Below are 25,170 nucleotides of genomic sequence, written 5' to 3'. Positions count from 1 at the left end.
CGGAAGGGTTGACGGCATAGGCATTCCTATCACAGGGGGACGTTTCGCCGAGGCAATGAGGTTTTCCCCTGCAATGATCGAGATTGTTCCGCTGACAGGCATAGGCGAAGTCCAGCCGGGCGACGATCTGGCCGCGACGCTGCGCATGGCGCTGGAGCGCGCGGACCTGACCCGCCGTGCGGGCGACGTGCTGGTGGTGACGCAGAAGATCGTGTCCAAGGCGGAAGGCCGCTTCGTTGCGCTGGGCGCGGTGGCGCCGGGCGAGGAAGCGCTGAGGCTGGCCGATATCACGCGCAAGGACCCGCAGCTGGTGCAACTGGTGCTGGACGAATCCAGCGACATCGTGCGCGCCGTTCCGCATGTGTTGATTGCGCGCCATCGGTTGGGCCATGTCATGGCCAATGCCGGCATCGACCGGTCCAATATCGGCGCGGGCGATGAAGACCGGGCGCTGCTGCTGCCGGTCGATCCCGACGCGAGCGCGGCGAGGCTCCATGCCGAACTGGGCTTTCCCGTGGTTATTTCCGACAGTTTCGGCAGGCCCTGGCGCATGGGCGTGGTGGCGGTGGCGATCGGCGCGGCCGGTCTGCCCGCGCTGCACGACCGGCGGGGCGAGATGGACCGCGACGGGCGGATACTGGAAGTCACGCAGGTGGCGCTGGCCGACATCGTCGCCACCGCCGCCTGCCTCGCCACCGGCGAAGGGGCAGAGGGCATCCCCGCCGCGCTGCTGCGCGGATGCCCGCTCGACGGTCCTTCGCGCCCCGCCGCCGATCTGGTGCGGCCCGGTCACGAGGACCTGTTCCGGTGAGCAAGGTCGTCGTGCTGACCGGCGGCGTCGGCGGCGCCAAGCTGGTGCTGGGCCTGTCGCATATCGTTGCGGGCGCGGACCTGACCGCGATCGTCAATACCGGCGATGATTTCCGGCACCTGGGGCTGCATGTGTCGCCCGATATCGACACGCTGCTCTACACCCTGTCGGGCAAGGCCAATGCGCAGCAGGGCTGGGGACGCGAGGGCGAAAGCTGGGCGTTCATGGAGGCGCTGCGCGAATTGGGCGGCGAGGACTGGTTCCTGCTGGGCGATGGCGACCTGGCGCTGCATGTGCTGCGGAGCGACGCGCTGGCGCGGGGCGAAACATTGTCGCAGATCACGGCGGGCTTTGCGGCGCGATGGGGAATCGGCACGCGCATATTGCCGATGAGCGACGACCCGGTGGCGACGATGCTGGACACCGACGAGGGCAGGCTGGCGTTCCAGCGCTATTTCGTCGAGCGGCGCTGCGCCCCGGCAGTCAGTGCCATCGATTTTGCCGGGGCGTCCTCCGCCGTGCCGGCCGGGGGGGTCGAGGAAGCGATACTGGCCGCCGATGCGGTGATCGTCGCGCCGTCCAATCCCTTCCTGAGCGTCGATCCGCTGCTGGCGGTGCCCGCCATCCGCGCGGCGCTGGCGCGCACGGCCGCGCCGGTGGTGGCGGTGTCGCCGCTGGTCGGCGGGCAGGCGGTCAAGGGACCGACCGCCAAGCTGATGGGCGAATTGGGCATTGCGGTCGATAATGACGCCATCGCGCGCCATTATGCCGGCGTGATCGACGGCCTGCTGATCGACAGCGGCGACGATTGCGGCGTCGCCGGACTGGCGATCGGGCGCTGTCCCACGCTGATGTCGAGCCTGGATGACAAGGTGCGGGTGGCGCGGGCGGCGCTGGCGCTGGCGGAGGGGCTGCGGCCTTGACGCAGTGGACCGCACTGGTCCCCATGAAACAGGGCGCGGACACGAAGTCGCGGCTGGCGGGGGCGATCGACCTGCCGGCGCGGGTCGCGCTGGCGCACGCGATGGTCGCGCATGTGCTGGACTGCCTGCGCGATGTCGAGGCGATAGGCGATGTCCATCTGCTCGCACCGGCGCCGGAAGCCGGGCTGGACACGGCGTGGCTGGCCGACGGAGGCGCGGGGCTGAACGCGGAACTGGCCCGCGCGCACGCCACGATAAAAGGCCCGTTGCTGATCATTCATGCCGACCTTCCCCACCTGACGCCGGCAGATGTTTCAGCGCTGCTGGCGGCGGCGCGGGATGCGGGCGCGGCGATCGCGCCCGACCGCCACGGGCGGGGCACCAACGCGCTGGCGCTGACGGGCGATCCGCCGGTGGCGTTCGCCTTTGGCGAGGACAGTTTCGCCAGGCATATGCGACTGTTGCCTGACGCCGCCATCGTCCGGCGACCGGGCCTCGCGCGCGATCTCGATACGGCCGAGGACCTGGCCGAGGCGCGGCGCGCGGGCGTTGTCGCGGCGGGCGCGCGGGAGGACGATACGCGGTCATGACCGTGTCCGCATCCGCCCCGGTGTCAACCATCTGCATCGACGGACGGCTGTTGCACGAGGCGCGATCGGGTGTGTCCCATTATGCCGCCCGGCTGGCGGGCACGCTGACCCGCTACGGATCACCGCCGTTGCAACTGGATTCGCAGGCCCCGGCAGGATCGATCGCGTCGGCGCGCGGGTCCGACCCGCGCCGGGTGTTGCACGCGCTGCGGCCCTGGCCGCGCTTCGCGCGCACGGTCCTGACCCCCCACGGCGAGCGCCTGATCGGCAGCGATCTGTTCCGCGAAGCCTATCTGCATTTCAAGTTCACCGGCCGGTTGATGCCGGTGCGCTGCGACCGTGCGCCAGGCATCATGCACTGGACCTATCCGGTGCCCCTCATCATGCGCGGATGGCGCAACGTCTATACCGTCCATGACCTCATCCCGTTGCAGGAGGCGAGCCTGTCGCCGGTCAGGCCGGCGCGCATCGGCCGGTTGATCGCGGCCATCGCCCGCCGTGCCGACCGGATCGTCACTGTCACCGACGCCGTGCGGGACGAGGTGATCGCCGCGTTCGGCTGCCCCCCGGCGCTGGTGGTCAACAGCCTGCAATCGGTCGATTGCGAAAGGCCCGCCGATGGCGCGCCGCTGGGCGCCGACGCTCCTTTCATCTTTTGCGGGTCGATCGAGCCGCGCAAGAATCTGGAGCGGCTGGCGCAAGCCTATCGGCGCAGCGGCAGCGCCCGGCCCTTGCTGATCGTGGGGGAGGATGGGTGGCGCGCCGATGACGTGCGCGCGGCGATCGGCGCGGTGGCGGGCATCCGTTTCATGCCGTTCCAGGGGCGCGCCGCGTTGCTGGAGCTGATGGCGCGGGCGCGCGCGCTGCTTTTCCCTTCGCTGGCCGAAGGGTTCGGGCTGCCGGTCGCCGAAGCGATGACGCTGGGCACGCCGGTCATGACATCGAACCTGCCGGCGCTGCGCGAGGTGGCGGGCGGCGCGGCGCTGCTGGTCGATCCGCTCGACATCGACGCGATGGCGCGCGCCATCCGCCGGCTGGATGAGGATGACGGGCTGCGTGCCGCGCTGCAACAGCAAGGCTGGGCTAAAGCAGTCGACTATGCGCCCGCAGCCTATTATGAGCGGTTGCAACGGATCTATGCCGATGTGGAGCGTCATCCGCGATCGGCCAGTGGCAAGGGCTTGTGACAGCGAACCGACTGAGAATAGGCGTCGATGGCTATAATCTGGCTATCCCGGCCGGGACCGGGGTGGCGAGCTATGCCCGCGCGCTGTGCCGCGCGATCGACGGATTGGGTCATGGGCTGGACCTTGTCTATGGTGTCGGGGTGCCGGGCGGTACGCCGCCGCAGATGCGCGAATCGCTTTTTTATTCCGCGCTGGGGCATCAATTGGCGCTGGGTGAAAAGCCGCGCATGACCTTCAAGCGCCGGCTGGTGCGCGCGACGATGTTGCCGACGGTGCGCAAGCCGTTGCGCGTGCCTATCGACGGCAAGGTGATCGCGCGCGACTTTGCGGGGCAAATTCCGCCGGCCGAGCGGCTGTTCACCCGGTCGGGCCTGTTCGATACGGCGGTGCGGCATTTCCGCCGTTACGGCAGGCCGCTGCGCATTCGCATCCCCGATCCGCCGGCGATCATGCACTGGACCTATCCGGTGCCGGTCGAGATGGAAGGCGCGCTCAACGTCTATACGCTGCATGACCTGGTCCCGCTGGTCATGCCTTATGCCAGCCTTGAGGATAAGGGCTATTATGCGGCGCTCATCCGCTGGCTGCTCGACCATGCCGACGGCATCTGCACCGTGTCCGAAGCGTCGAAGGCGGATATCGTGCGGCTGTTCGGCGTCGCGCCCGACAGCATCGCCAACCTGTATCAGGCGGCGGACATGGCCGCGGCGCGGCCTGATGAAAGCGACGAGGCGCTGGCGACGTGGCTGCGCGCCGTGTTCGCGCTGGAGCATCAGGGCTATTTCCTGTTCGCAGGCGCGATCGAGCCGAAGAAGAATGTCGGGCGGCTGATCGAAGCCTATCTCCAGTCGGGCGTGGAAACGCCGCTGGTGATCGTCGGGCGCGAAGGATGGCGGGCGGATGCCGAATTGCGGCTGCTGCGCGGTGGGCATGGCGCGACGCTGGAGGGTGCGTCGCGCATCCGGCGCGTCGATTATCTGCCCCGCGCCGCGCTGATGCGGTTGATCCGGGGTGCGCGGAGCGTGGTGTTTCCGTCGCTTTACGAGGGGTTTGGCCTGCCGGTGCTGGAAGCGATGACGCTGGGCGCGCCGGTGATCACGTCGAACAGCAGCTCGCTGCCCGAACTGGTGGGCGATGCGGCCATGCTGGTCGACCCCTATGACACCGACGCGATGGCGAGTGCGATCCGTCGCATGGATGGAGATTCCGCTTTGCGGCACGACCATGCTGTTCTAGGTCGCAGTCGGGCGGACGCTTTTTCGGCGCCGCGCTTTGAACAGCGGATCGACCAATATTACCGGCGTTTGCTTGAGGATAAAGACAGCAGATGAAGAATATGCTCCCCGCTCCCCGGAAGGCTGCACGACGCGACGGGCGCGTTTCATGGCGCGCTATTGCTGCGGTTGCGTTGCTGGCGCCGCTGGGCGCATGCGCTTCGCTCCCCGCCAGCGGTCCGACCGCCAATCAGGTCGTCAAGGGCGAGCGCGAGCAGGCCAACGCGCTGGGTTTCACCCTGATCGACGTGACCGCCGACACCATCCCTGAGTCGGAACGCGCCGCGCTGGTTTCGACCGCGCCGATCGAGGCGCTGGCCCGTCCTGGCCGCGTCGACCTGCTGGGGCCGGGCGACGTGCTTCAGGTCAGCATTTTCGAGGTCGGGGTTTCGCTGTTCGGCGGCGCCGCCAGCATCGGCGAGGCGAGCGAGGCCACGACGTTCGATCCGACCGCGCGCAGCCAGCAGATGCAGGGCGTGATCGTTGGCGACGATGGCTATATTTCGCTGCCCTATATCGGCAGGATCCGCGCGGCCGGCCGGACGACGGAGCAGGTGCGCCAGCAGGTCGTGCGCGGCCTGGCGGGCAAGTCGCAGGCGCCGCAGGCATTGGTCAGCGTCGTCGAGAATGTCACCAACACCGTGTTGATCGGCGGGCTGGTGGCCGAACCGGGGCGGCAGCGCCTGTCGCTGGGTCGCGAGCGGTTGCTCGACGCGATCGCCGGCGCGGGCGGCCTGAAGGATCCCGCAAGCTGGCAGAATGCGGTGGTCCGCTTCACCCGCGACGGCAAGACCGCCGAAGCCTATTACAACAAGATCGCGCCAGGATCGGCTGCGGACCTGCAATTGCTGCCCGGCGATCGCATCGATATCATCCATATGGAGCGAAGCTTCACCGTATTCGGTGCGGCGGGCGCCGTGTCCGAAGTGCCGTTTCGGACCGAGAATGTATCGCTGTCCGACGCCGTCGCGAGAGCCGGTGGCCCCAGCGAACAATCGGCGGACCCGACCGGCGTCTTCATATTCCGGTTCGTGCCCGATGCCACGGCACCCAATGGCGAGCGCCCGGTCATCTACCGCATCGACCTGATGAAGCCGTCGAGCTATTTCCTGTCGCAGCGTTTCATGATGCGCGACAAGGATGTGCTGTATGTCGCCAATGCGCGCTTCAACCAGACCCGCAAGATGGTGGAAGTCATGAACATGCTGTTCTCGCCCATCCTTCAGGCGCGCGCGGTGGCGAGACGATAGGGCGGTTCAGGCGCGCGGCACGGCCACTTCGATGGCCGCAGCCGCGACCTTCACGGTTACAGGGGTGCGCGCCAGCACTTCGCCGTCGATCGAAATGGGCAGGTGCGGCCGTGTGTCGAGCCGGAATTCCCGGCCGGTGAATTCGACCGTGTGCGCGTCGCGCGAACGAAGCCTGAAGAATTTGGCGTACCAGTCGGCCGACAGGCGCAGCAGGCTGCGGCCCGTCACGGCCTGAATCATGATGTCGCCGGTCTGGACATCGGCGTCATCGGACAATTCCACGCCGCCATGGAAACGTCCGTTGAGGATGCGTACCTCGGTCGCCCACATCCGCTTTTCGCCCGTTTCGTCGCTGATCGAAAGGCGGAAGGGGCGCAGGCTGAAGAAACATTTGGCGGCCCATGCAAGATAGCCGATGCGGCCGAGATATTTTTTGAGATTGTGCGGCACCGTCTCGCCGATCATCGGTGACAGGCCGATGGAGGCCGCATTGACGAAATAATCGCCGTTGATCATGCCAAGGTCGATCCGTCGCCGGCGGCCGGTGGCGATCGCCGCGACCGCCCGGTCAAGGTCGAGCGGCAGGCCGAGCGTCCGCGCGAAGCTGTTGGCGGTGCCGAGCGGCAGCACCGCAAAGACGCAGGGCTTGCCCACCAGTTCATCGACCGTGCCCGACAGCGATCCGTCGCCACCGCCCACGATCACCATCGGCGCGCCCGATGCGATCGCGTCGCGGACGGTGGGCGCCATCCGGTTCGGGTCCTTGACGCCATGCGCGGCGATAAGGGTGATGCCGGCCGCCCCCAGCTTGTCGCGGGCCTGTTCGAACAGCGCTTCCCCACGGCGCGAGCGCGCGTTGACGATCAGGACGGCTTGCCGCGGCAGGGGTTTTGTTTCCATGTCCCAACAAACACCGTGCCGGCCCCTTGGGTCCCGCCTTTCTTGCGCGGCGGCGTGAAACCGTGGTGGGTCCTGCTCGTTCAACCGGCATGACAGCGCGAATAGCCCATCTTTCCGACATTCATTTCGGCGCCAACGATCCGCGCGTCGTGGCCGCGACCGAAGCGTGGCTGCTCAAGCACCAGCCCGACCTTGTCATCATCAGCGGCGACCTGACCCAGCGCGCGCGGGTGGCGCAGTTTCGCGAAGCGGCGGCCTATGTGAACCGTATCCGGGCGATGGGCTTTCCCTTGCTGTGCGTGCCGGGCAATCATGACGTGCCGCTGTGGAATGTGGCGCGCCGCTTCCTGTCGCCGCTGGGACGCTACCGGCGGTTCATCGACAACGACCTTTGCCCCTGGTTCGAAAGTGCGTCGGTGGCGGTGCTCGGCATCAACACCGCCCGGTCGCTGACGTTCAAGGACGGGCGGATCAACGACGACCAGATGCGCATGATCGAAGACCGGTTCGCTCATGTGGCGCCGGACAAGACCCGCATCCTTGTCACGCACCATCCGCTCTTCTCCATGCCGATCGGCAAGGGCGGGGAACTGAGCGAAGCGGTCGGTCGGCATGACGACGCGGTGATGGCGATGGCGGGCGCGGGCGTTCATGTCGCGCTGGCCGGGCATTTCCACCAGACCTATGCCCAGGCCGCGCGCAAGATGGTGGAACATGCGGGGCCGGCGCTGGTGATGCAGGCGGGAACCGCGACATCGACGCGGTTTCGCAACGATGAGCGGCAGAGCTTCAACTGGCTGCATGTCCATCGCAACAATGACGTCGAGCTTCAGGTCATCGCCTGGACCGGCGAAAGCTTTCAGCGGGGCAATCATATCCGCTACGGCTTTGACGGGCGGGAATGGCGGGGCGTACCCGTGGGGCATGACTCGCCGTCCGCTAAAGCGGCATCGCGATGACGTGCGCGGCCAGTCGGTCCACTTCGGCGCGGTCGTGGCTGATATAGAGGATGGGCAGGGCGGTGCGATCGCGCACCCGTTCGATCAGGGTCAATATCTCTTCGCGCCGGGCGGCGTCCAGCGAGGTCAGCGGTTCGTCCATCAGCAGGCAGCGCGGGCCGCTGAGCAGCGCCCGCCCGATCGCGACGCGCTGCGCCTCGCCGCCCGACAGGGTCGCTGGCCAGCGGTCGAGCAAGGGCGCGATGCCTAGCAGATCAACGGCTTCATCGAGCGAAAGCAAGCTGGTGCGGCCGTGCGATCCGTAAGTCAGGTTGGCGCGCACCCGCATGTGGGGAAAAAGCCGGGCATCCTGAAAGATATAGCCGATGCGACGCCGGGCAGGGGGCAGGTCGATCCCCGCCGTGCTGTCGAACAGGGTTTCGCCGGCGACGGCGATTCGCCCCCTGTCGGGCCGCAACAGCCCGGCGACCATGTTGAGGACGCTGGTCTTGCCCGCGCCCGACGGGCCGAACAGCGCGGTCACGCCGGGGCCGGCGTGGACCTCCACCGCGATCCGCCGATCGCCCATGCGTCGGATGAGGCTGATTTCAAAGGACATGGCGGCCATGGCCCCCACCCATGCGCCGCGCCAATATTTCCGACGCCAGCAATGCACCGAGCGACAGCAGGATGGATATGATCGCCAGCCGGGCGACCGCGCCTTCGCCGCCGGGCACCTGCAACGCGCCATAGATGGCGAGCGGGAGAGTGCGGGTTTCGCCGGGAATGTTGGATACGAAGGTGATGGTCGCGCCGAATTCGCCGATCGACCGGGCAAAGCCGAGCACGGTGCCCGCCGCGATGCCGGGAACCGACAAGGGCAGTGTGATGGTCAGGAAGGCGCGCCATCGCCCCGCGCCCAGCGTCAGCGCGGCGTCCTCCAGCCGGCGGTCGACCGCCTCGATCGACAGACGCATGGCGCGCACCATCAATGGCATCGCCATGATCGCGGCGGCGAGCGCCGCGCCGGTCCAGCGGAACATGACGCTGACGCCGAACCAGCTTTCCAGCCAGGCGCCCGCCGGCCCGCGCGCGCCGAACAGCAGCAGCAGCAGCCAGCCGGTCACCACCGGCGGCACCACCAACGGCAGGTGAACCAGCGCATCGAGCAGCAGTTTGCCGGGAAAGCGCCCGCGCGCCAGTGCCCAGGCGAGCGCGAAGGCAAGCGGCAGCATGGCGCCCACCGCGACCAGGCTGACCTTGAGCGACAGCGCGATCACGCCCCAGTCGTCGGTCGTCAGGTCGAAAATGGTCAAGGCGCGGTGAAGCCGTGGCCCAGGAATATCGCGCGAGCGGTGCGCGACAGCAGGAAGCGGCGAAAGGGTTCGGCATCGGCATGGCGGCCGCGCGCCAGTCGCGCGACGGGATAGCGGATCGGGGGATGGCTTCGGGCAGGGAAGAAGCCGACCAGCCGCACCTTTGCCGACGCGCGCGCGTCGGTCGCATAGACGATGCCCAGCGGGGTTTCGCCGCGTTCGACCAGCGCCAGCGCCGCACGCACATTTTCGGCGCGCGCGACCTTTGGCGCGACTGCCCGCCATACCCCCAGACGTTCGAGCGCCGCCTTGCCATAGCGGCCCGCAGGCACGGTGTCGGGATCGGCCATGGCGATACGCGATTGACCCAGTGCGCGGGCGAGCGGGAAACCGGGCGCGATGGCAAGGCGCACCGGCCGATCCGCCGGCGCGACCAGCACCAGCCGGTTGCCGACCAGGTTCGCGCGCGTGCCCCGCCGAATCGCTCCGGCCTTTTCCACCGCGCTCATCCAGTCTTCATCGGCCGAAATGAAAAGGTCCGCGGGCGCGCCGGCCTGAATCTGGCGTGCGAGCGCGGAGGAGGCGGCAAACGACAGGATCGGGCGGGGATGGCCTTGCGCGGCCCAGGCGTCGGCGGCGGCATTCATCGCTTCCTGCATGCTTGCCGCCGCCAGCACCAGCGGTCCACGCTCGGCGGCGCTGGCAGGGGCGAACGACAGGGCGACAAGCAGCAGGGTCAACAGGAATCGGATCATCGCGGCTCTTGTGCCGTACTTGCCCGGTCCCGCACAAGGCGGTTGCGTCTACGGTGTTCGCACTGGAGTTTCGGCCGGAATTCAGGACGGAATCTCGGCTTGTCTGCGGTCGGCGCGATGGCTAGGGACCGGGGCTAACCATCTGATCCTGCCGGCTGGTCGCCGGATATTGTGGAGTTTCCCGATGAAAGAACTGGTCGCCTTCGATCTCGACGGCACGCTGGCCGAAAGCAAGCAGCCGTTGGGCACGGACATGGGCGAGGCGCTGGCCGACCTGCTCGCCGTCGCGCATGTCGCGGTGATTTCCGGCGGCGACTGGCCACAGTTCGAAAAGCAGGTGGCGAGCCGGTTGCCCGAGCGTGCGGACCGCGCCCGGCTGTGGCTGATGCCGACCACGGGGACCAAATTATACACGCATCGCGACGGCGCCTGGTCGCCGGTGTTCGCCGAGCTGTTCGACGCGGCGCAGAAGCAGGCGATTTTCGCCGCGTTCGATGCGTCGCTGGAGGCGACGGGGTTCGTGCCCGAGCAGACCTGGGGCGAACGGATCGAGGATCGCGGCAGCCAGATCACCTTTTCGGCCCTCGGCCAGCAGGCGCCGATCGAGGCCAAGGAGCATTGGGACCCCGATTTCGCCAAGCGCAAGGTGATCCAGGCGGACCTGCGCACGCGCCTGCCGGGCCTGTCGATCAACATGGGCGGCGCGACGTCGATCGACATCACGCGCGAAGGCGTCGACAAGGCCTATGGCCTCAAGAAGCTGCGCGACGCGAGCGGCATCGCGCTCGACGCGATGATGTTCATCGGCGACGCGATCTTTCCGGGCGGCAACGACTATCCCGCCAAGCAATTGGGGCTGGACACGGTGCGGGTGCGCGATCCGCAGGAAACGCTGGCCGTGATCGCGGCGATTGTCGCCTGCCAGAAATAGCGCTATCGGCGGGAATGCGCTCATCCCCCCGGAGCGCGGCCTTGTTCCAAAGCTCATGCGGAGCCGCTCCATGCCGGGGCGAATCGCCAGGAGGGATGTTTTCTGAAGATCGCGGTGGTCGATGAAAGCGCGGCGCGCGCTGCGGTGATCGAGGAGGGCCTGCGTGAAGTGGGCCTGACCGATGTCACTGTGCTGGTCGAGCGCACCGGGCTGGTCCGCCGGCTGCACGAACTGTCGCCCGACGTCGTGCTGATGAACCTGGAAAATCCCGGCCGCGACGTGCTGGAGGAAAGCTTCGCGCTGTCGCGCGCGCTGTCGCGCCCGATCGCGATGTTCGTGGATCAGTCGGACGAACGCTCGATCGCCGAGGCAGTCGATGCGGGCATTTCCGCCTATGTCGTCGACGGGCTGCGCAAGGACCGGATCAAGCCGGTGCTGGAGCTGGCGGTGCGGCGCTTCAACGCCTTTGCCCGGTTGCAGAACGAATTGCATGAAGCGAGGTCGGCGCTGGCTGACCGCCGCGCGATCGACAAGGCCAAGGCGGTGTTGATGAAGCGCCGCGGCATCGATGAACCCGCCGCCTATGCGCTGCTGCGCAAGCAGGCGATGGACAGTGGGCGACGGCTGGCCGAGGTTGCCGATGCGCTCGTGACGGCCGAGACATTGTTAGGAGGGGAAGGATGAGCCTGTTCCGCATCGGGTTCCTGCCCCTGGTCGATGCCGCGCTGCCGATCATCGCGCACGAATATGGTCTGGCCAAGCAGGAGGGGCTGAGGATCGAGCTGCATCGCGACCGCACCTGGGCGGCGGTGCGCGACCGGCTGACCTATGGCATCACCGACGCCGCGCATCTGGTGGCGCCGCTCGCCATCGCGACCTCGCTCGGGCTGGATCGTCCCGCCGTGCCGCTGGCCGCGCCGTTCATGCTGGGCCTGAACGGCAATACGGTAACGGTGTCGACCGCCATCGCCGACCTGCTGGGCGAGGATGACTGGGATGATGTCGGCGCGATCGGGCACCGGCTGGCCGCGCTCGCGCACAGCCGCGCCGCCCAGGGTCGCAAGCTGCGCTTTGGTGTCGTCCATCGCTATTCGAGCCATAATTACATGCTGCGTTACTGGCTGGCCGCCTGTGGGTGCCACCCCGACCATGATGTCGAAATCATCGTCGTGCCGCCGCCCGCCGTTGCCGATGCGCTGGCGGCGGGGGACATTGACGGGTCCTGCGTGGGTGAGCCGTGGAACAGCGTGGCGGTGGACCGGGGCGACGGCGTGATCCTGGCGTCGACCAGCGGCATATGGAACCGTGGCGTCGAAAAGCTGCTCGCCTTTCGCGCGCCGTTGCTGGACGAACGCCGCGCCGAGGTGGAAGCGCTGATTCGCGCGCTGCATGCCGCCGGCGCGCTCGCCATCGATCGCGGGCAGCAGGGGGACGTCGCCAAATTGCTGGCGCGCGAGGAATATATCGGCCTGCCCGCCGACATCATCGCGCGCGCCCTGTCCGGCCGGCTGGTGCCGCGCAGGGATGCGCCGGTCCGTCATATTCGCGATTTCCTGGTCCTCCATCGCGAGGCGGCCAACTTCCCGTGGCGCAGCCAGGCGATGTGGCTCTATTCGCAGATGGTGCGATGGGGCCACGCGCCGCTCGATGCCGCCGGGTTCGAGGCCGCCGTGAGCGTGTTCCGGCCGGACGTCTATCGCGCCGCGCTCGCGGGAACCGGCGCGATCCTGCCCAATGCCAGCGCCAAGGTCGAAGGCGCAATCGACCGGCCGCTGGGGGCGTCGTCGGTCAGCGGTCGACTCATCATGGGGCCGGATCGATTCTTCGACGGGATGCTGTTCGATCCCGACCGGGCGATGGACTATGCCGCGCAGCAGCTTGCAGCCACCGCCCGCGCCATTCCAATAGTTTAGCAACGCCGATTGCAAATGCTGCATTGCGAAAAATTCGGCCTTGCCAACTGCCTGCAAGAATGACAGTTTAAGGACAGTCGGGCGATGAAGTCCGGCTATCCATAGATGCAATCGGTCCAATGACGGGCCGTCCGCATCGCCCGCTCGTCCAGCCGGACGTGTGTGGCACCAGGCAACGACGCCGCCCGAACCGATCCTCGTGGATCGCGTTTCTGGCGGCTTTTTTTTGTGCTCGAAGGGATCGCGATCAATGTGCGGACGCAACGGCATCATGGTTGAAGCGAAGGGGGCGGCATCGTTCGCCCATCGCCGCGCCATGGCCGCCGCAATGGATCGCCTGCCTTCCAACCGCCGTCGGACCGCCAGCCTTCTCCCCCCTGCATCCGTTGCAAGAGGGCGTCGCGTTCCCCTGTTCCGTCCATTCGCATGTCAGGGATTTCAATGAACAAGGGTTTCTGGAGCGCGGGCCATCGCCCGACGCTGTTTGCCGCTTTCCTCTATTTCGACCTCGCTTTCATGGTGTGGGTGCTGCTTGGCCCGCTCGCGCCGATGATCGCCAAGGATCTGGACCTCAACGCCGCGCAAAAGGGGTTGATGGTCGCGGTGCCGACGCTGGCCGGCGCGGTGCTGCGGATCGTCAACGGGCTGCTGGTCGACCGCATCGGTCCCAAGCTGACCGGCGCGATCGGCCAGGTCATCGTGATGGTCGGCCTGACCGTCGCCTGGATGCTGGGCGTGCACAGCTTTGGCGCGACGATCGCGCTCGGCGTGGTGCTGGGCTTTGCCGGGGCGAGCTTCGCCGTCGCACTGCCGCTAGCGAGCCGCTGGTATGGCCCGGAACATCAGGGGACGGCCAACGGCATCGCCGGCATGGGCAATTCGGGCACCGTGCTCGCGTCGCTGTTCGCGCCGCTGCTCGCCAAGGCGTTCGGCTGGAACGCGGTGCTGGGCCTTGCCGTGATCCCGCTCGCCATCGTGTTCGTCATCTATATGGCGATGGCCAAGGATGCGCCCAATCCGCCCGCGCCCAAGAGCCTCGCCAACTATATGTCGGTGCTCAAAAAGGCTGACGCCTGGTGGTTCATGCTGTTCTACAGCGTCACCTTCGGCGGCTTCGTCGGCCTGGCCGCTTCGCTCTCGATCTATTTCACCGACCAGTTCGCGCTGACCCCGGTCATCGCCGGCTATTGCACGGCGGCCTGCGTGTTCGCCGGATCGCTGGTGCGGCCGATGGGCGGCGCGCTGGCCGACCGGATCGGCGGGACCAAGACGCTGATGGGTGTCTATCTGTTCGCTGCCGCCATGCTGATTGCGATCAGCACCGGTCCGACCACGGTGGCCATGGCGCTCGGCCTGTTCGTCCTTGCCATGCTGGCGCTGGGCGTCGGCAATGGCGCGGTGTTCCAGCTCGTGCCCCAGCGGTTCAAGGAGGAAATGGGCGTGATGACCGGCCTCGTCGGCTTCGCCGGCGGCGTCGGCGGCTTCTATCTCGCCTCTTCGCTGGGCCTTGCCAAGCAGTGGACCGGCAGTCCGCAGCTGGGCTTCCTGATCTTCGCCGGCCTTGCCCTTGTCGCCTTCTTCTCGATGGTCGGGGTCAAGGCACGCTGGCGCGCCACCTGGACCACCGCGCTGGAAGGCGCGCGGATCTGACCGGCGCTTAAAAGACAATAGAGAAAGGGTAATCGATGTCCCCCAGCATCAACACGAGAGAGCATCTGGTCGTGATCGGCAACGGCATGGCCGGTTGCCGGGCGGTCGAGGAAATTCTGACCCGCGATCCCCATCGCTACAAGATCACGATCTTCGGCGCGGAACCGCACGTCAATTACAACCGCATCATGCTTTCGCCGGTGCTGGCGGGGGAAAAGAGCTTCGAGCAGATCGTCATCAACGATCGCAGCTGGTATCTCGACCATGGCATCGACCTGGTCGTGTCGGACCCGGTGGTCGCGATCGACCGTGCGGCCAAGACCGTCACCAGCCGTTCGGGCGCGACCGTGGGTTATGACAAGCTGCTGATCGCCACCGGGTCCAACCCCTTCATCATCCCCGTGCCGGGCCACGACCTGCCCGGCGTCATTTCCTTCCGCGACATGGCGGATGTCGATCATATGGTTCGCGCGGCGTCCCTGGGGGGGGATGCCGTCGTGATCGGCGGTGGCCTTCTTGGCCTGGAGGCGGCCCACGGGCTGTCCTTAAGGGGCATGAAGGTCACCGTCATTCACCTGATGGACACGCTGATGGAGCGGCAGCTGGACGAAAGCGCCGGCTGGCTGCTCAAAAGCGCGCTGGAAGGGCGCGGGCAGACCATCCTGACCGGCGCCAACACCGCGGAGATTTACGGAGAGGGCAAGGTCGAGGGTATCCGCCTGAAAGACGGCAGGGATATCCCGGCCAGCCTGGTCGTCATGTCGGCGGGTATCCGCCCCAATGTCGCGCTGGCGCAACAGGCGGGGCTTGCGGTCAATCGCGCCATCTTGGTCGATGACGACATGGTGACAAGCGACGCGGACATATTGGCGGTCGGCGAATGCGTGGAACATGACGGCAATGTCTATGGCCTGGTCGCGCCGATCTGGGACATGTGCCGCAGCCTTGCCGACGCGCTGGTGGCGACGCCCAGTCCGTACAAGGGATCGGTCACGTCGACCAAGCTGAAGGTGTCCGGCATCGACGTCTTTTCCGCCGGCGACTTTTCGGGCGGCGAAGGGTGCGAGGACATCGTCCTGCGCGATGCATCGCGCGGCGTCTACAAGCGCGTCATCGTCAAGGAGAACCGCATCGTCGGCGCCGTGCTCTATGGCGATACGGGTGACGGCAACTGGTATTTCGACCTGCTCAAGAAGGGGGTGGACATCAGCGATGTCCGCGACGCCCTGATCTTCGGCCAGGCTTTCGCCTCGGGAGGGGGGCAATCGGACCCTAAGGCAGCCGTTGCGGCGCTCTCGGACGATGCCGAGATTTGCGGCTGCAACGGCGTCAGCAAGGGCCAGGTGGTTTCCTGCATCGCCGGCGGCGCGGCCAGCCTGGACGCGGTGCGGGGGGCATGCAAGGCGTCCGCATCGTGCGGATCGTGCACCGGCCTTGTCGAAACGCTGCTGGCGCTGACGCTGGGCCAAGAGGTTGAGGCCGGGCCGAAGACGATGTGCAAATGCACCAGCTTTGGCCATGACGATGTTCGCAAGCTGATCTTGGAAAAGAGCCTGAAGGCCATTCCGCAGGTGATGCAGGAACTGCATTGGGCCACGCCCGACGGCTGCTCATCCTGCCGGCCCGCGCTCAATTACTATCTGCTGTGCGCCTGGCCGGGAGAATATGTCGACGATCAGCAGAGCCGTTTCGTCAATGAACGGATGCACGCCAACATCCAGAAGGACGGCACCTATTCGGTGGTGCCGCGCATGTGGGGCGGCCTGACAACGCCGCAGGAACTGCGCGCGATCGCCGACGTGGTCGAGAAATATGACGCGCCGATGGTCAAGGTCACCGGTGGCCAGCGGCTCGACATCTTCGGCATCAAGGGCGAGGACCTGCCCGCCGTCTGGGCCGACCTCAACGCCGCGGGCATGGTGTCGGGCCATGCCTATGGCAAGGCGCTGCGCACGGTGAAGACCTGCGTCGGTTCCGAATGGTGCCGTTTCGGTACGCAGGATTCGACCGGGCTTGGCGTCAAGCTGGAACAGGGCTTCTGGGGCAGCTGGATGCCCCACAAGTTCAAGATGGCGGTATCGGGCTGTCCGCGCAATTGCGCCGAAGCCACGATCAAGGATTTCGGCGTCGTTTGCGTCGATTCAGGCTATGAACTGCATGTCGGGGGCAATGGCGGCATCCACGTCCGCGCCACCGACCTGTTGTGCAAGGTCGGCACGGAGAAGGAAGCGATGCATCATGCCGCCGCCTTCGTGCAGCTCTATCGCGAGGAAGCCCGCTATCTTGAGCGCACCGCGCCATGGATCGAGCGGGTGGGTATGGACTATCTCAAGGCTCGGCTGCTAGAGGATGCCGAAGGACGCGACGCGCTGGCGACACGCTTCTGGTTCAGCCAGAGCTTCAGCCAGGACGATCCGTGGGCGGAAAGAGCACAAGGCGCGGAAAGCGAACTGCATCAGCCGCTTGCCCAGGTCCGTCCCCTTGCCGGAGCATTTGCATGAGCGCCCTCGACCATATCGCCCCCGAATGGCTGGACATCGGGCCTGTCACCGACATACCGCTGCGCGGTGCGCGAACCGTGCCGGTCGCGGGCGCGGGCGAGATCGCCGTGTTCCGCACCAGCGGCGACCATGTCTATGCGCTGGTCAACAGCTGTCCGCACAAGAAGGGGCCGCTGAGCCAGGGCATCGTCCATGGCAACAGCGTCGCGTGCCCGCTGCACAACTGGGTCATCAGCCTGGAAACGGGGGAGGCGCAGGGCCAGGACAAGGGCTGCACGCCGACCATTCCGGTCAAGATCAGCGGTGGCCGCGTCCTGATCTGCCGCCAGTCCACACTGAGGATCGCGGCCTGAGATGAGCGCGATCCGCACTACCTGCGCCTATTGCGGCGTCGGCTGCGGCATCCGCGCGACGCCGACCGGCGAACGCAGCGTCCAGATCGAGGGAGACAAAACTCATCCCGCCAGCCAGGGCCGGCTCTGTTCCAAGGGCACCCATCTGGGCGAGACGGTGGGGATGGAGGGGCGGCTGCTTTATCCTGAGATCGGCGGCAAGCGCGCGAGCTGGGACAAGGCGATCGGCCTCGTCGCCAAGCGCTTTCGCGACACCATCGCCAGGCACGGGCCGGACAGCGTTGCCTTCTATGTTTCGGGGCAACTGCTGACCGAAGACTATTATGTCGCCAACAAGCTGATGAAGGGCTTCATCGGATCGGCCAATATCGACACGAACAGCCGGCTGTGCATGTCGAGCGCGGTTGCGGGGCACATACGCGCCTTTGGCGAGGATGTCGTTCCCGCCACCTATGAGGATTTGGACCGGGCCGACCTGATCGTGCTGGTAGGGTCCAACACGGCCTGGTGCCATCCCATCGTGTATCAGCGGATCATGGCGGCGCGTGCGACACGCGGCACGCGGCTGGTGGTCATCGACCCGCGCCGCACCGAAACCTGCGAGGAAGCCGATCTGCACCTGCCGATCCGGCCGGGCAGCGACGTCGCGCTGATGAACGGGCTGCTCGCCTATTGCGAACAGGTGGGCGCAACCGATCCGACCTTCCTTCGCGACAGCGTCAATGCGCCCGAGGGCTTTTGGGAGCATATCCGCACCGGACATGATATCTGGTCGGTGGCGCGCATTTGCGACGTGTCGCCCACGCTGCTCAAGCAGTTCTACGAAATGTTCGTCGGCACGCCGCGCACGGTCACCATGTTCAGCCAGGGCATCAACCAGTCGATCCGCGGCACCGACCAGGTCAACGCGATCATCAATGTCCATCTCGCCACCGGCCGCATCGGCAAGCCGGGCGCCGCGCCCTTTTCGATCACCGGCCAGCCCAATGCGATGGGTGGCCGCGAAGTGGGCGGGCTTGCGAGCACGCTTGCCGCGCACATGGATTTCGCGCCGGACAATGTCGCGCGCGTCGGCCGCTTCTGGGCCGCGCCCAACATGGCGACCAAGCCGGGGCTGAAGGCCGTCGACCTGTTTCGCCAGATCGACGAGGGCCGCGTCAAGGCGCTGTGGGTGATGGCGACCAATCCCGCCGTGTCGCTGCCCGATGCGAACATGGTGCGCGCCGCGCTCGGCAAATGTCCGTTCGTGGTGGTGTCGGACTGTATCGCCGATACCGACACCGCGCGCTTTGCCCATGTGAAGCTGCCCGCCGCCGGATGGGGCGAAAAGGACGGCACGGTCACCAATTCCGACCGGCTGATCAGCCGCCAGCGCGCCATATTTCCGCTGCCCGCAGAGGTGAAGCCCGACTGGTGGATCGTCACCGAAGTGGCGCGCGCGATGGGCTGGCGCGAGGCATTCGCCTATGACCGGCCGGTCGATATCTATCGCGAACATGCGCGGCTGTCGGCATATCAGAATGACGGCCAGCGGCTGTTCGACCTGAAGCGCCATTCGTCCATCTCCAATCCCGCCTATGACGAACTGACGCCGTGGCGCTGGGGCAATGTGCCGTTCGACGATGGCCGCTTTCCCACCGCCGATGGCAAGGCCCGGCTGGTCACGGCCAGCCAGATCGACCTGCAGGGCGCGCTGGCGCAATGGCCGATGACGCTCAACACCGGCCGCTATCGCGACCAGTGGCACACGATGACGCGGACCGGCCTGTCGGCGAAGCTGTCGGCGCACCGGCAGGAGCCGCTGGTCGATATGCATCCGGCCGATGCCGCCGCGCTGGCCCTGGAAGATGGCGATATCGCCCGCGTTGCGACGCCGCAGGGCGACAGCGCCTTTCGGGTCAGCATCAACGACGGCCAGCGACGCGGCGAAATCTTCACCCCGATCCATTGGACCGACCGGCAGTCGACCGGGGGGCGTACCGGCCTGTTGCCAAGGCCGCTGGTCGATCCGCATTCGGGCCAGCCCGGTTTCAAATCGACCCCCGCGCGCGTTGAAAAGCTGGACGCGCAATGGCGGGGCTTTGCCATCCTGCGCGAGGCGCCCGACGCCATCGACGCGCTCTATGCCACCAAGGTGCGGGTGCCGCAGGGCTGGCTGGTCGAGATTGCAGGTGCCGGCGACCCCGTCCAGTTCGCCAAGGCGCTGTTGCCCAGGGGCGACCGCATCGAAAGCAGCGATCCCGCGCGCGGGACGTTGCGCGCCGCCGTCGTGGGCGAGGGGCGGATCCAGGCGGCGCTCTATGTTTCCAGTACGGCGGCGATGCTGCCGGCGCGCGAATGGCTGGTCGCCCAGCTTTCCGCAGCGAGCGTCGCCCCGGTGATGGAGCTGTTGGCTGGCCGCCCCGCCGCGCCGCAGGTCGATCGCGGGCCGATCGTCTGCATCTGTTTCGACGTGGGGATGACGACGATCCTGGAAACGATCCGCGACGGGCGGCTGACCAGCGTGGACGAAGTCGGCCGGGCGCTGTCGGCGGGCACCAATTGCGGGTCATGTCGTCCCGCCATCGCCAAAATGATCGGCGAGATCGCGGAGTTGGCCAATGCGTGACGAGGACCTGATCGGACCGGGCGAAGTGTGGCTGGTAGGCGCGGGGCCGGGCGATCCCGACCTTTTGACGCGCAAGGCGGAAAAGCTGATGCGCGCCGCGACGGTCATCTTCTATGACGCGCTGGTGGGGCAAGGCGTGCTTGACCTGATCCCCGCGCATATCCGCCGGGTCGCGGTCGGCAAGCGGTCGGGCCGTCACAGCAAGGCGCAGGACGACATCAACGACCTGCTCGTCGCCGCCGCGCTGGCGGGCGAGCGGGTCGTGCGGCTCAAGGGCGGCGATCCGTCGATCTTCGGTCGTTCGGCCGAAGAGGTCGACGCGCTGGCCGATCATGGCGTGAGCGCGCGCATCTGCCCCGGCATCACCGCCGCCAGCGCCGCCGCCGCTTCGGCCACATTGTCGCTGTCGCTGCGGGGATTTGCCCGCCGGGTGCAGTTCGTGACCGCGCACGCGATGGCCGGCACGCCGCTCGATCTCGACTGGGCGGCGCTCGCCGACGCGCAAAGCACATTGGCCTTCTACATGGGTCGCGCCGCCGCCAGCGAAATCAGCGCGATGCTGGTCGCCCATGGCCTGTCGCCCACGACGCCGGTGCTGATCGCCAGCGATGTCAGCCTGCCGACGGAGCGGCTCGTCCACACCCGTCTCGATCTGCTCCCGCTGACGGCGCAGGCGCTTGCCGACGGCAAGCCGACGCTGATCCTGATCGGGCAAGCCATCGGCGCCCGGCTCCATCGCCCGCAGTCCGCGCGGATCGATGCACAGGACTGTCCGTCGGCCTGACAGCGCACCGGCGGACTTGGCTGGTTGCATCGTCACCGTAGCTGTTGCGGGCCACGCCGATGGACTGTCGCGTCTATTTCCCGGCGATCCGTTGCAGGTGGTCGAGCAGCGTGTCGCCATTCGCGGTCCAGGTGAAGCGCAGCGCCGTTTCGCGCACGGCTTCCCTAGGCGGCGGGGCGGCGAGGATGGTGCGTATCGCATCGGCAATGGCTTCGGGCGTTCGGTCAACGATCTGCCCCGCTTCGGGCCGGTCGACCAGTTCGCGGGCGCCGCCAACGTCGCTGATGACGACGGGTGTACCGCATGCCAGCGCTTCGACCCAGGCATTGGCGAGACCCTCGGACGCTGACGGCAGCGCCATCACGTCAGCGGCGGCATAGAGTCCTGGCAGATCGGCATGCGCGACCGCGCCCAGCATCCCCAGCCTGTCGTCGACGCCAAGCTCCGCGCCCAGTCGTTCGAGCGCCGTGCGGTCCGGCCCATGCCCCGCCAGCAGCAGCACTGCGTCGGGAATGGCGGGCAGGGCGCGGATGAGCAGATCCTGCCCCTTGCGCGGGATCAGCGCGCCGACGCTCAAAATCGCCGGCTTGCCGGCAAAGCCGAGCGCCGCCTTGGCCGCATCGCGATCCGAAATCTGGAACCGGTCGAGATCCACGCCGGTATAATGGACGCGGATCTTGTCGCCATCGACCCCCATGTCGATCATCGACCGTCGCATCGCCGCCGATACCGCCAGCAGCCCGGCGGCGCCCTCGGCCGCCCCCAGGACCAGTTTCCGCGTGCCCCTGCGCTTGCCCCAATAATGGATGTCGGCGCCCCGGGCCTTGACCGAATAGGGCACGCCGATCGCTTTCGACAGACGCTGCGCCACGGGGCCGTCGGGAAAGAAGAAGCTGGCGTCGATCACGTCGAAAGGGCGTTCGCCATGCAGGCGGCGGACCAGCGGCAGGATGGCGCGGGTCATGGTGGTGACATTGGTGCGGCCGCCGAACTTGGGAATGATCGGAAAGCGCGGGCGATGGACGGTCAGGTTCTGCCAACGTTCATGCCGGGGCAGGGCGCGCAGCGCGGCATAGGGGGCGGCGCGCGACAGTGGCCATGGCGGAATGCCGACGGGTGCGATCACCGTGACATGCGCTTCGCTGCGACTGGCCAATTCACGAGCCTGCCGTTCGACGAAGACGCCGAAATTGGGCCGGCTGATGTCGGGAAACAAAGTGGAAAGCATCAGGACCTTGAGCGCCATCACTATCCCCTATAACGCCAGGGTTAACCGAGCGTTAGGCCCGTTCACAGATTTCGGATGAGCTGGGCGGCCAACGCGATCCATGGCGCATTGCCGATCACCTGCTGACGGTTGCCTGGTCCGGGCGGCAGGATCAGCAATCGGCTATCGTCGCATCCGATCAGCCGGCCAAAGGCGAAGCGGCCGGAGGGGCGGGGCGCGAGGATATCGCGGTTCAGCGCGTCGGCAAATCCCGATGGTTCGATGCGTTGGCACCATAGCTGGTCGCCGCTGCGATAGTCGCCAACGCTGCCCACGACCTGTACCCCCACCATGGCGTCGGACGCGACCATGGGCGCGAAGGCCAGCGGGCGAGTGGGGGCACGCGCGCCATCAGGACCGAGCAACGCCGCGACGGGCATCATCGCCTGCCCCGGAAGATCGACGAGTTCGGCGCTGGTCACGCCCAGCGCCGCCGCGATCCGGTTCAGCCAATTTACCGATACGGTGCGCGTGCCCGTTTCCAGCCGCCCGATCGTTTGCGCGGTGGTAGGCGGGTCGCATAGCGCACCGACCTGTTCCAGAGTCAGGCCTTTGGCACGGCGGACATCGCGAATGCGAGTGATCATGGCGAATAAGTAACCTATATGGTTTTTCTTCTTTCCTACAATTTGGACGTCGTGGCAAGTGTTTTGACCAATATCGGGCACAGGAGCGACCATGACGTCACGGAGCGAGACCTTCATCCGTCAGCATATCGAGGATCCGCAGGGGACGGTGCGGGAGGTGATGGTCAATCTGGGCGAATCGCCGCTGGCGTGGCTGCATGCGCGCGGGCGCTTGAGCGAGCGCCATTATCGCGCCGGCGAGCAATTGCGCCAGGATTGGGAGAAAGCGGGCCTGGGCGCGCGGGTGACGATGCGATGGGACGCATCGCCGACGGGCGGCAGTCGGCGCGGCGGCGCGTCGCGAGCTCCCGATCCCAGCGCGGCGCAGCTTTCGGCGCGCGAACGCTTCGACGGCGCGATCGGCGCGGCGGGGCCGGGACTGGCCGATATATTGTGGCGGGTGGCGTGCGCGGGCGAGGGGCTGATCGCGGCGGAAAGGTCGCTCGGCTGGCCATCGCGCGCGGGCAAGCTGGTGCTGACGCTGGCGCTCGACCGGGTCGCGACCTGGTATCGGCTGGTTTAGCGCTTTCCGCCATGCCGGATGCGGCGCGGGCCGATGCGGCGTGACCGAAGCGAAGGCTAGGCCAGTAGCCCGCCGCCAAGCAGCAGGAGGAGCTTCACGTCGATGGCGTAGCCCTCGTCCCGCCAGCGCGCGACCCGATCCGCCAGCGAGGCCAGCGGCACGCGGTGGACGGCGATGTCTTCGCCCTCGACGCCGCCGCCATCGCTGACGCGCACCAGGTCATGGGCGCGGAACAGGGTGAAGCTTTCCGACACCATGCCGGGCGAACTGAAATATTCGCCGGCACTGTCCATGCGGCCCGCGCGATAGCCGGTTTCTTCCTCCAGTTCGCGCGCGGCGGCGGTTTCGGCCCCCTCATCCGCGCTATCGTCGCCGACCAGGCCGGCAGGCAGTTCGATGCAGCGCTTGCCCAGCGGCACGCGATACTGGTCGACCAGGATGACGTGAGGATCGCCCGCGCCATCGTCGATCGCCAGGATCACGGCTGCGCGGATGCCGCGCGCACGCCCGACATATTCCCATCGTCCACGCCGCTTGGCGGTGATGAAGCGGCCTTCCCACATGATCTCTTCGGGCGCGTCGGCGCCATGGCCGTCGGTCATAATTCGATCAGCCGGTCGGGCAGTTCGTTGCTGTCGTCGGCGCTGCGCGGGAAGTGAAGCGCCAGCACCTCGCCCACCTTGGCCACGGCATCGGCCATGCCGCGTCCCGCTTCGCCCGCCCGTACGCCGTCGATCAGCGCCGCCATCGCTTCGCCCCATATCACGGGCGCGACCTTTTCATTGATCGCGCTGTCGGCGACCAGTTCGGCATGATGTTCATCGATCGAGACATAGATCAGCACGGCGGTTCGCCCGCGGGTGCGGCCCTGCGCCATGGCGCGGAACAGCAGGATCGCCCGGCGTCGCGCGCGCCGCCGCTTGGTCGACCGGGGCGTCAGCGCCATGCGCAAGGGGCGCCACGCCAACGCGTAGCGGACGGCCAGGAACTTGACGATCAGCAGCCCCAGCAGCAGCGTCAGGAACGTCCAGTCTTCGATATGATGGTCCCAGCTGCCGATCAGATGGGCGAAGGCATTGCGAAAGTGGCCGGGGAAAACCGCGACGATGGAGAGCGCGAGGAAGACCGCGCCGATCGCCCAGTGCAGCCCGGCATCATGATAGGCGTCGCTATTCTGTGCGACGATGGTGACGATTTCGCCGTCGGTCTGGCGCTCGGCCTGCGACACCGCGGCGGTGACCAGCGCATGATCGGCTTCGCTCAAGGATCGGATATGCGCCATCACCAGTCTCCCGACGCGCCACCGCCGCCGAAGCTGCCGCCGCCGCCCGAAAAGCCGCCGCCACCACCCCAGCCGGAGTCGCCGCTACCCCAGGACGAACCGCCGCCCCATCCTGAATCACCAGGCCCCCACAGGATCACCGGCCCGGTGCCGCCGCGATAGCGCTGGCCCTTCTGCCGGCCGAACAGCCTTAGCGCGAGGAAGGCGACGAGCATGATGCCCCAGAAGATCAGCATTACCGGCACGCCGCCCTGCTGCCTGCCGTCGCGTTGCTGTGCTTCGGCCGCCTTTGCGCGGGCGGCGGCCTCTTCTGGCGGCAGGGTGAGCAGCGTGCCGATTTCGCTCACGCCCGCGTCGATGCCGCCGGGATAATCGCCAGCCTTGAACCGGGGTGCGATGGCGTTGCGGATGATGCGGGACGACAAGGCGTCGGTCAGTATGCCTTCCAGCCCGTAGCCGACCTCTATCCGCACCTTGCGGTCGTTGGGCGCGACGATCAGCAGCGCGCCGTCATCCTTGTCCTTGGACCCCAATTGCCAGTCGCGGCCAAGCCGGTAGCCATAATCGGCAATGTCATGGCCCTGTAGATCGGCGATGGTCGCGACCACCAGCTGCCGCCCGCTTTGCTGTTCCAGCGTGGCGAGCTTCTGCGTCAGCGTCGCTTCCTGCGCCGGGTCGAGGATGTTCGCGGCGTCGACCACCCGGCCCGACAGGGCAGGAAAGGACTGGCCCTGCGCTGCGGGCGCAAAGGCCAGCAGCGTGAGGAAAAGCGGCAGTCGGGCGATCAC

The 25,170-nt window shown here is 67.2% G+C and carries 25 protein-coding genes; 16 read left to right on the top strand and 9 right to left on the bottom strand.

The genetic code is table 11. The features are described from left to right. Positions 1-73: 73 nt before the first annotated feature. From cofE to WG908_RS01475, 6 genes are read left to right on the top strand one after another with little or no spacing between them, the layout of a single operon-like run. Positions 74-811 carry a coenzyme F420-0:L-glutamate ligase gene (gene cofE / locus WG908_RS01500; RefSeq protein WP_340184775.1) on the top strand — a complete coding sequence of 246 codons (738 nt, stop codon included), beginning with the start codon at positions 74-76 and terminating at the stop codon, positions 809-811. After that, positions 808-1,734 carry a 2-phospho-L-lactate transferase gene (cofD, locus tag WG908_RS01495; RefSeq protein ID WP_340184774.1) on the top strand — a complete coding sequence of 309 codons (927 nt, stop codon included), beginning with the start codon at positions 808-810 and terminating at the stop codon, positions 1,732-1,734. The genes cofE and cofD overlap by 4 nt, the downstream gene beginning before the upstream one ends. Continuing rightward, positions 1,731-2,324: a 2-phospho-L-lactate guanylyltransferase gene (gene cofC / locus WG908_RS01490; protein ID WP_340184773.1), complete on the top strand. Its 594-nt coding sequence runs from the start codon at positions 1,731-1,733 to the stop codon at positions 2,322-2,324. The genes cofD and cofC overlap by 4 nt, the downstream gene beginning before the upstream one ends. After that, on the top strand, positions 2,321-3,511 hold the full coding sequence (locus WG908_RS01485; protein ID WP_340184772.1) for a glycosyltransferase family 4 protein: 1,191 nt from the start codon (positions 2,321-2,323) through the stop codon (positions 3,509-3,511). The genes cofC and WG908_RS01485 overlap by 4 nt, the downstream gene beginning before the upstream one ends. Further along, a complete protein-coding gene (locus WG908_RS01480) occupies positions 3,508-4,842 on the top strand; it encodes a glycosyltransferase family 4 protein (protein ID WP_340184771.1) in 1,335 nt (444 codons plus the stop codon). The genes WG908_RS01485 and WG908_RS01480 overlap by 4 nt, the downstream gene beginning before the upstream one ends. After that, positions 4,839-6,035 (top strand): polysaccharide biosynthesis/export family protein, encoded by a 1,197-nt coding sequence (locus WG908_RS01475; RefSeq protein WP_340184770.1) that lies wholly within the window; start codon positions 4,839-4,841, stop codon positions 6,033-6,035. Before WG908_RS01480 ends, WG908_RS01475 begins: the two co-directional genes overlap by 4 nt. A 6-nt stretch (positions 6,036-6,041) precedes the next feature. On the opposite strand, the gene WG908_RS01470 is transcribed toward WG908_RS01475, so the two are convergent. Next, the gene (locus WG908_RS01470) at positions 6,042-6,935 is read right to left on the bottom strand and encodes a diacylglycerol/lipid kinase family protein (RefSeq protein WP_340184769.1); all 894 of its coding nucleotides are present in this window, start codon (positions 6,933-6,935) and stop codon (positions 6,042-6,044) included. Between the two features lie 89 nt (positions 6,936-7,024). Here WG908_RS01470 and WG908_RS01465 point away from each other — a divergent pair, with 89 nt between their 5' ends. Further along, the gene (locus WG908_RS01465; protein ID WP_340184768.1) at positions 7,025-7,894 is read left to right on the top strand and encodes a metallophosphoesterase family protein; all 870 of its coding nucleotides are present in this window, start codon (positions 7,025-7,027) and stop codon (positions 7,892-7,894) included. On the opposite strand, the gene WG908_RS01460 is transcribed toward WG908_RS01465, so the two are convergent. Genes WG908_RS01460 through modA form a run of 3 tightly spaced genes read right to left on the bottom strand, consistent with a single transcriptional unit; the run spans position 7,875 to position 9,944 of the window. Next, complete coding sequence (locus tag WG908_RS01460) at positions 7,875-8,492, bottom strand: molybdenum ABC transporter ATP-binding protein (RefSeq protein ID WP_340184975.1); 618 nt, start codon at positions 8,490-8,492, stop codon at positions 7,875-7,877. The two genes, WG908_RS01465 and WG908_RS01460, sit on opposite strands and share 20 nt — an antisense overlap. Continuing rightward, positions 8,482-9,183: a molybdate ABC transporter permease subunit gene (gene modB, locus WG908_RS01455; RefSeq protein WP_340184974.1), complete on the bottom strand. Its 702-nt coding sequence runs from the start codon at positions 9,181-9,183 to the stop codon at positions 8,482-8,484. The genes WG908_RS01460 and modB overlap by 11 nt, the downstream gene beginning before the upstream one ends. 2 nt (positions 9,184-9,185) lie before the next feature. Then, positions 9,186-9,944 carry a molybdate ABC transporter substrate-binding protein gene (gene modA, locus WG908_RS01450; protein ID WP_340184767.1) on the bottom strand — a complete coding sequence of 253 codons (759 nt, stop codon included), beginning with the start codon at positions 9,942-9,944 and terminating at the stop codon, positions 9,186-9,188. A gap of 184 nt (positions 9,945-10,128) precedes the next feature. Here modA and WG908_RS01445 point away from each other — a divergent pair, with 184 nt between their 5' ends. The 8 genes from WG908_RS01445 (at position 10,129) to cobA (ending at position 20,684) form a co-directional block, all read left to right on the top strand. Beyond that, a complete protein-coding gene (locus WG908_RS01445; protein WP_340184766.1) occupies positions 10,129-10,875 on the top strand; it encodes an HAD-IIB family hydrolase in 747 nt (248 codons plus the stop codon). A 102-nt stretch (positions 10,876-10,977) separates the two neighbouring features. Beyond that, positions 10,978-11,559: an ANTAR domain-containing response regulator gene (locus WG908_RS01440; RefSeq protein ID WP_340184973.1), complete on the top strand. Its 582-nt coding sequence runs from the start codon at positions 10,978-10,980 to the stop codon at positions 11,557-11,559. Next, the gene (locus WG908_RS01435; RefSeq protein ID WP_340184765.1) at positions 11,556-12,788 is read left to right on the top strand and encodes an ABC transporter substrate-binding protein; all 1,233 of its coding nucleotides are present in this window, start codon (positions 11,556-11,558) and stop codon (positions 12,786-12,788) included. The genes WG908_RS01440 and WG908_RS01435 overlap by 4 nt, the downstream gene beginning before the upstream one ends. A 441-nt stretch (positions 12,789-13,229) precedes the next feature. After that, positions 13,230-14,438 carry a nitrate/nitrite transporter gene (locus WG908_RS01430; RefSeq protein ID WP_340184764.1) on the top strand — a complete coding sequence of 403 codons (1,209 nt, stop codon included), beginning with the start codon at positions 13,230-13,232 and terminating at the stop codon, positions 14,436-14,438. A 35-nt stretch (positions 14,439-14,473) separates the two neighbouring features. Further along, positions 14,474-16,939, top strand: coding sequence for a nitrite reductase large subunit NirB (nirB, locus tag WG908_RS01425; protein ID WP_340184763.1), 2,466 nt, complete (start codon positions 14,474-14,476; stop codon positions 16,937-16,939). Further along, the gene (gene nirD / locus WG908_RS01420; RefSeq protein ID WP_340184762.1) at positions 16,936-17,292 is read left to right on the top strand and encodes a nitrite reductase small subunit NirD; all 357 of its coding nucleotides are present in this window, start codon (positions 16,936-16,938) and stop codon (positions 17,290-17,292) included. The genes nirB and nirD overlap by 4 nt, the downstream gene beginning before the upstream one ends. A 1-nt stretch (position 17,293) precedes the next feature. Beyond that, positions 17,294-19,900: a molybdopterin-dependent oxidoreductase gene (locus tag WG908_RS01415; RefSeq protein WP_340184761.1), complete on the top strand. Its 2,607-nt coding sequence runs from the start codon at positions 17,294-17,296 to the stop codon at positions 19,898-19,900. Next, positions 19,893-20,684, top strand: a complete 792-nt coding sequence (cobA, locus tag WG908_RS01410) for a uroporphyrinogen-III C-methyltransferase (RefSeq protein WP_340184760.1) — start codon at positions 19,893-19,895, stop codon at positions 20,682-20,684. The genes WG908_RS01415 and cobA overlap by 8 nt, the downstream gene beginning before the upstream one ends. A gap of 73 nt (positions 20,685-20,757) precedes the next feature. On the opposite strand, the gene WG908_RS01405 is transcribed toward cobA, so the two are convergent. Both WG908_RS01405 and WG908_RS01400 read right to left on the bottom strand, forming a co-directional pair. Further along, positions 20,758-21,930 (bottom strand): glycosyltransferase, encoded by a 1,173-nt coding sequence (locus tag WG908_RS01405; protein ID WP_340184759.1) that lies wholly within the window; start codon positions 21,928-21,930, stop codon positions 20,758-20,760. A gap of 44 nt (positions 21,931-21,974) precedes the next feature. Beyond that, positions 21,975-22,538 (bottom strand): helix-turn-helix domain-containing protein, encoded by a 564-nt coding sequence (locus WG908_RS01400; RefSeq protein WP_340184758.1) that lies wholly within the window; start codon positions 22,536-22,538, stop codon positions 21,975-21,977. Between the two features lie 91 nt (positions 22,539-22,629). Here WG908_RS01400 and WG908_RS01395 point away from each other — a divergent pair, with 91 nt between their 5' ends. Beyond that, positions 22,630-23,100: a DUF6456 domain-containing protein gene (locus WG908_RS01395; protein ID WP_340184757.1), complete on the top strand. Its 471-nt coding sequence runs from the start codon at positions 22,630-22,632 to the stop codon at positions 23,098-23,100. A gap of 56 nt (positions 23,101-23,156) precedes the next feature. Here WG908_RS01395 and WG908_RS01390 read toward each other — a convergent pair whose 3' ends face one another. Genes WG908_RS01390 through WG908_RS01380 form a run of 3 tightly spaced genes read right to left on the bottom strand, consistent with a single transcriptional unit; the run spans position 23,157 to position 25,170 of the window. Next, the gene (locus tag WG908_RS01390; protein WP_340184756.1) at positions 23,157-23,702 is read right to left on the bottom strand and encodes an NUDIX hydrolase; all 546 of its coding nucleotides are present in this window, start codon (positions 23,700-23,702) and stop codon (positions 23,157-23,159) included. After that, a complete protein-coding gene (locus tag WG908_RS01385) occupies positions 23,699-24,382 on the bottom strand; it encodes a TPM domain-containing protein (RefSeq protein WP_340184755.1) in 684 nt (227 codons plus the stop codon). The genes WG908_RS01390 and WG908_RS01385 overlap by 4 nt, the downstream gene beginning before the upstream one ends. After that, positions 24,382-25,170 (bottom strand): TPM domain-containing protein, encoded by a 789-nt coding sequence (locus WG908_RS01380; protein WP_340184754.1) that lies wholly within the window; start codon positions 25,168-25,170, stop codon positions 24,382-24,384. Before WG908_RS01380 ends, WG908_RS01385 begins: the two co-directional genes overlap by 1 nt.

Source organism: Sphingobium anseongense (assembly GCF_037725245.1).
In the GTDB taxonomy this organism is placed as follows: Bacteria; Pseudomonadota; Alphaproteobacteria; order Sphingomonadales; family Sphingomonadaceae; genus Sphingobium.
The sequence above is the reverse complement of the archived record's forward strand: the minus strand, read 5'-3'. Positions and strand labels throughout refer to the sequence as shown.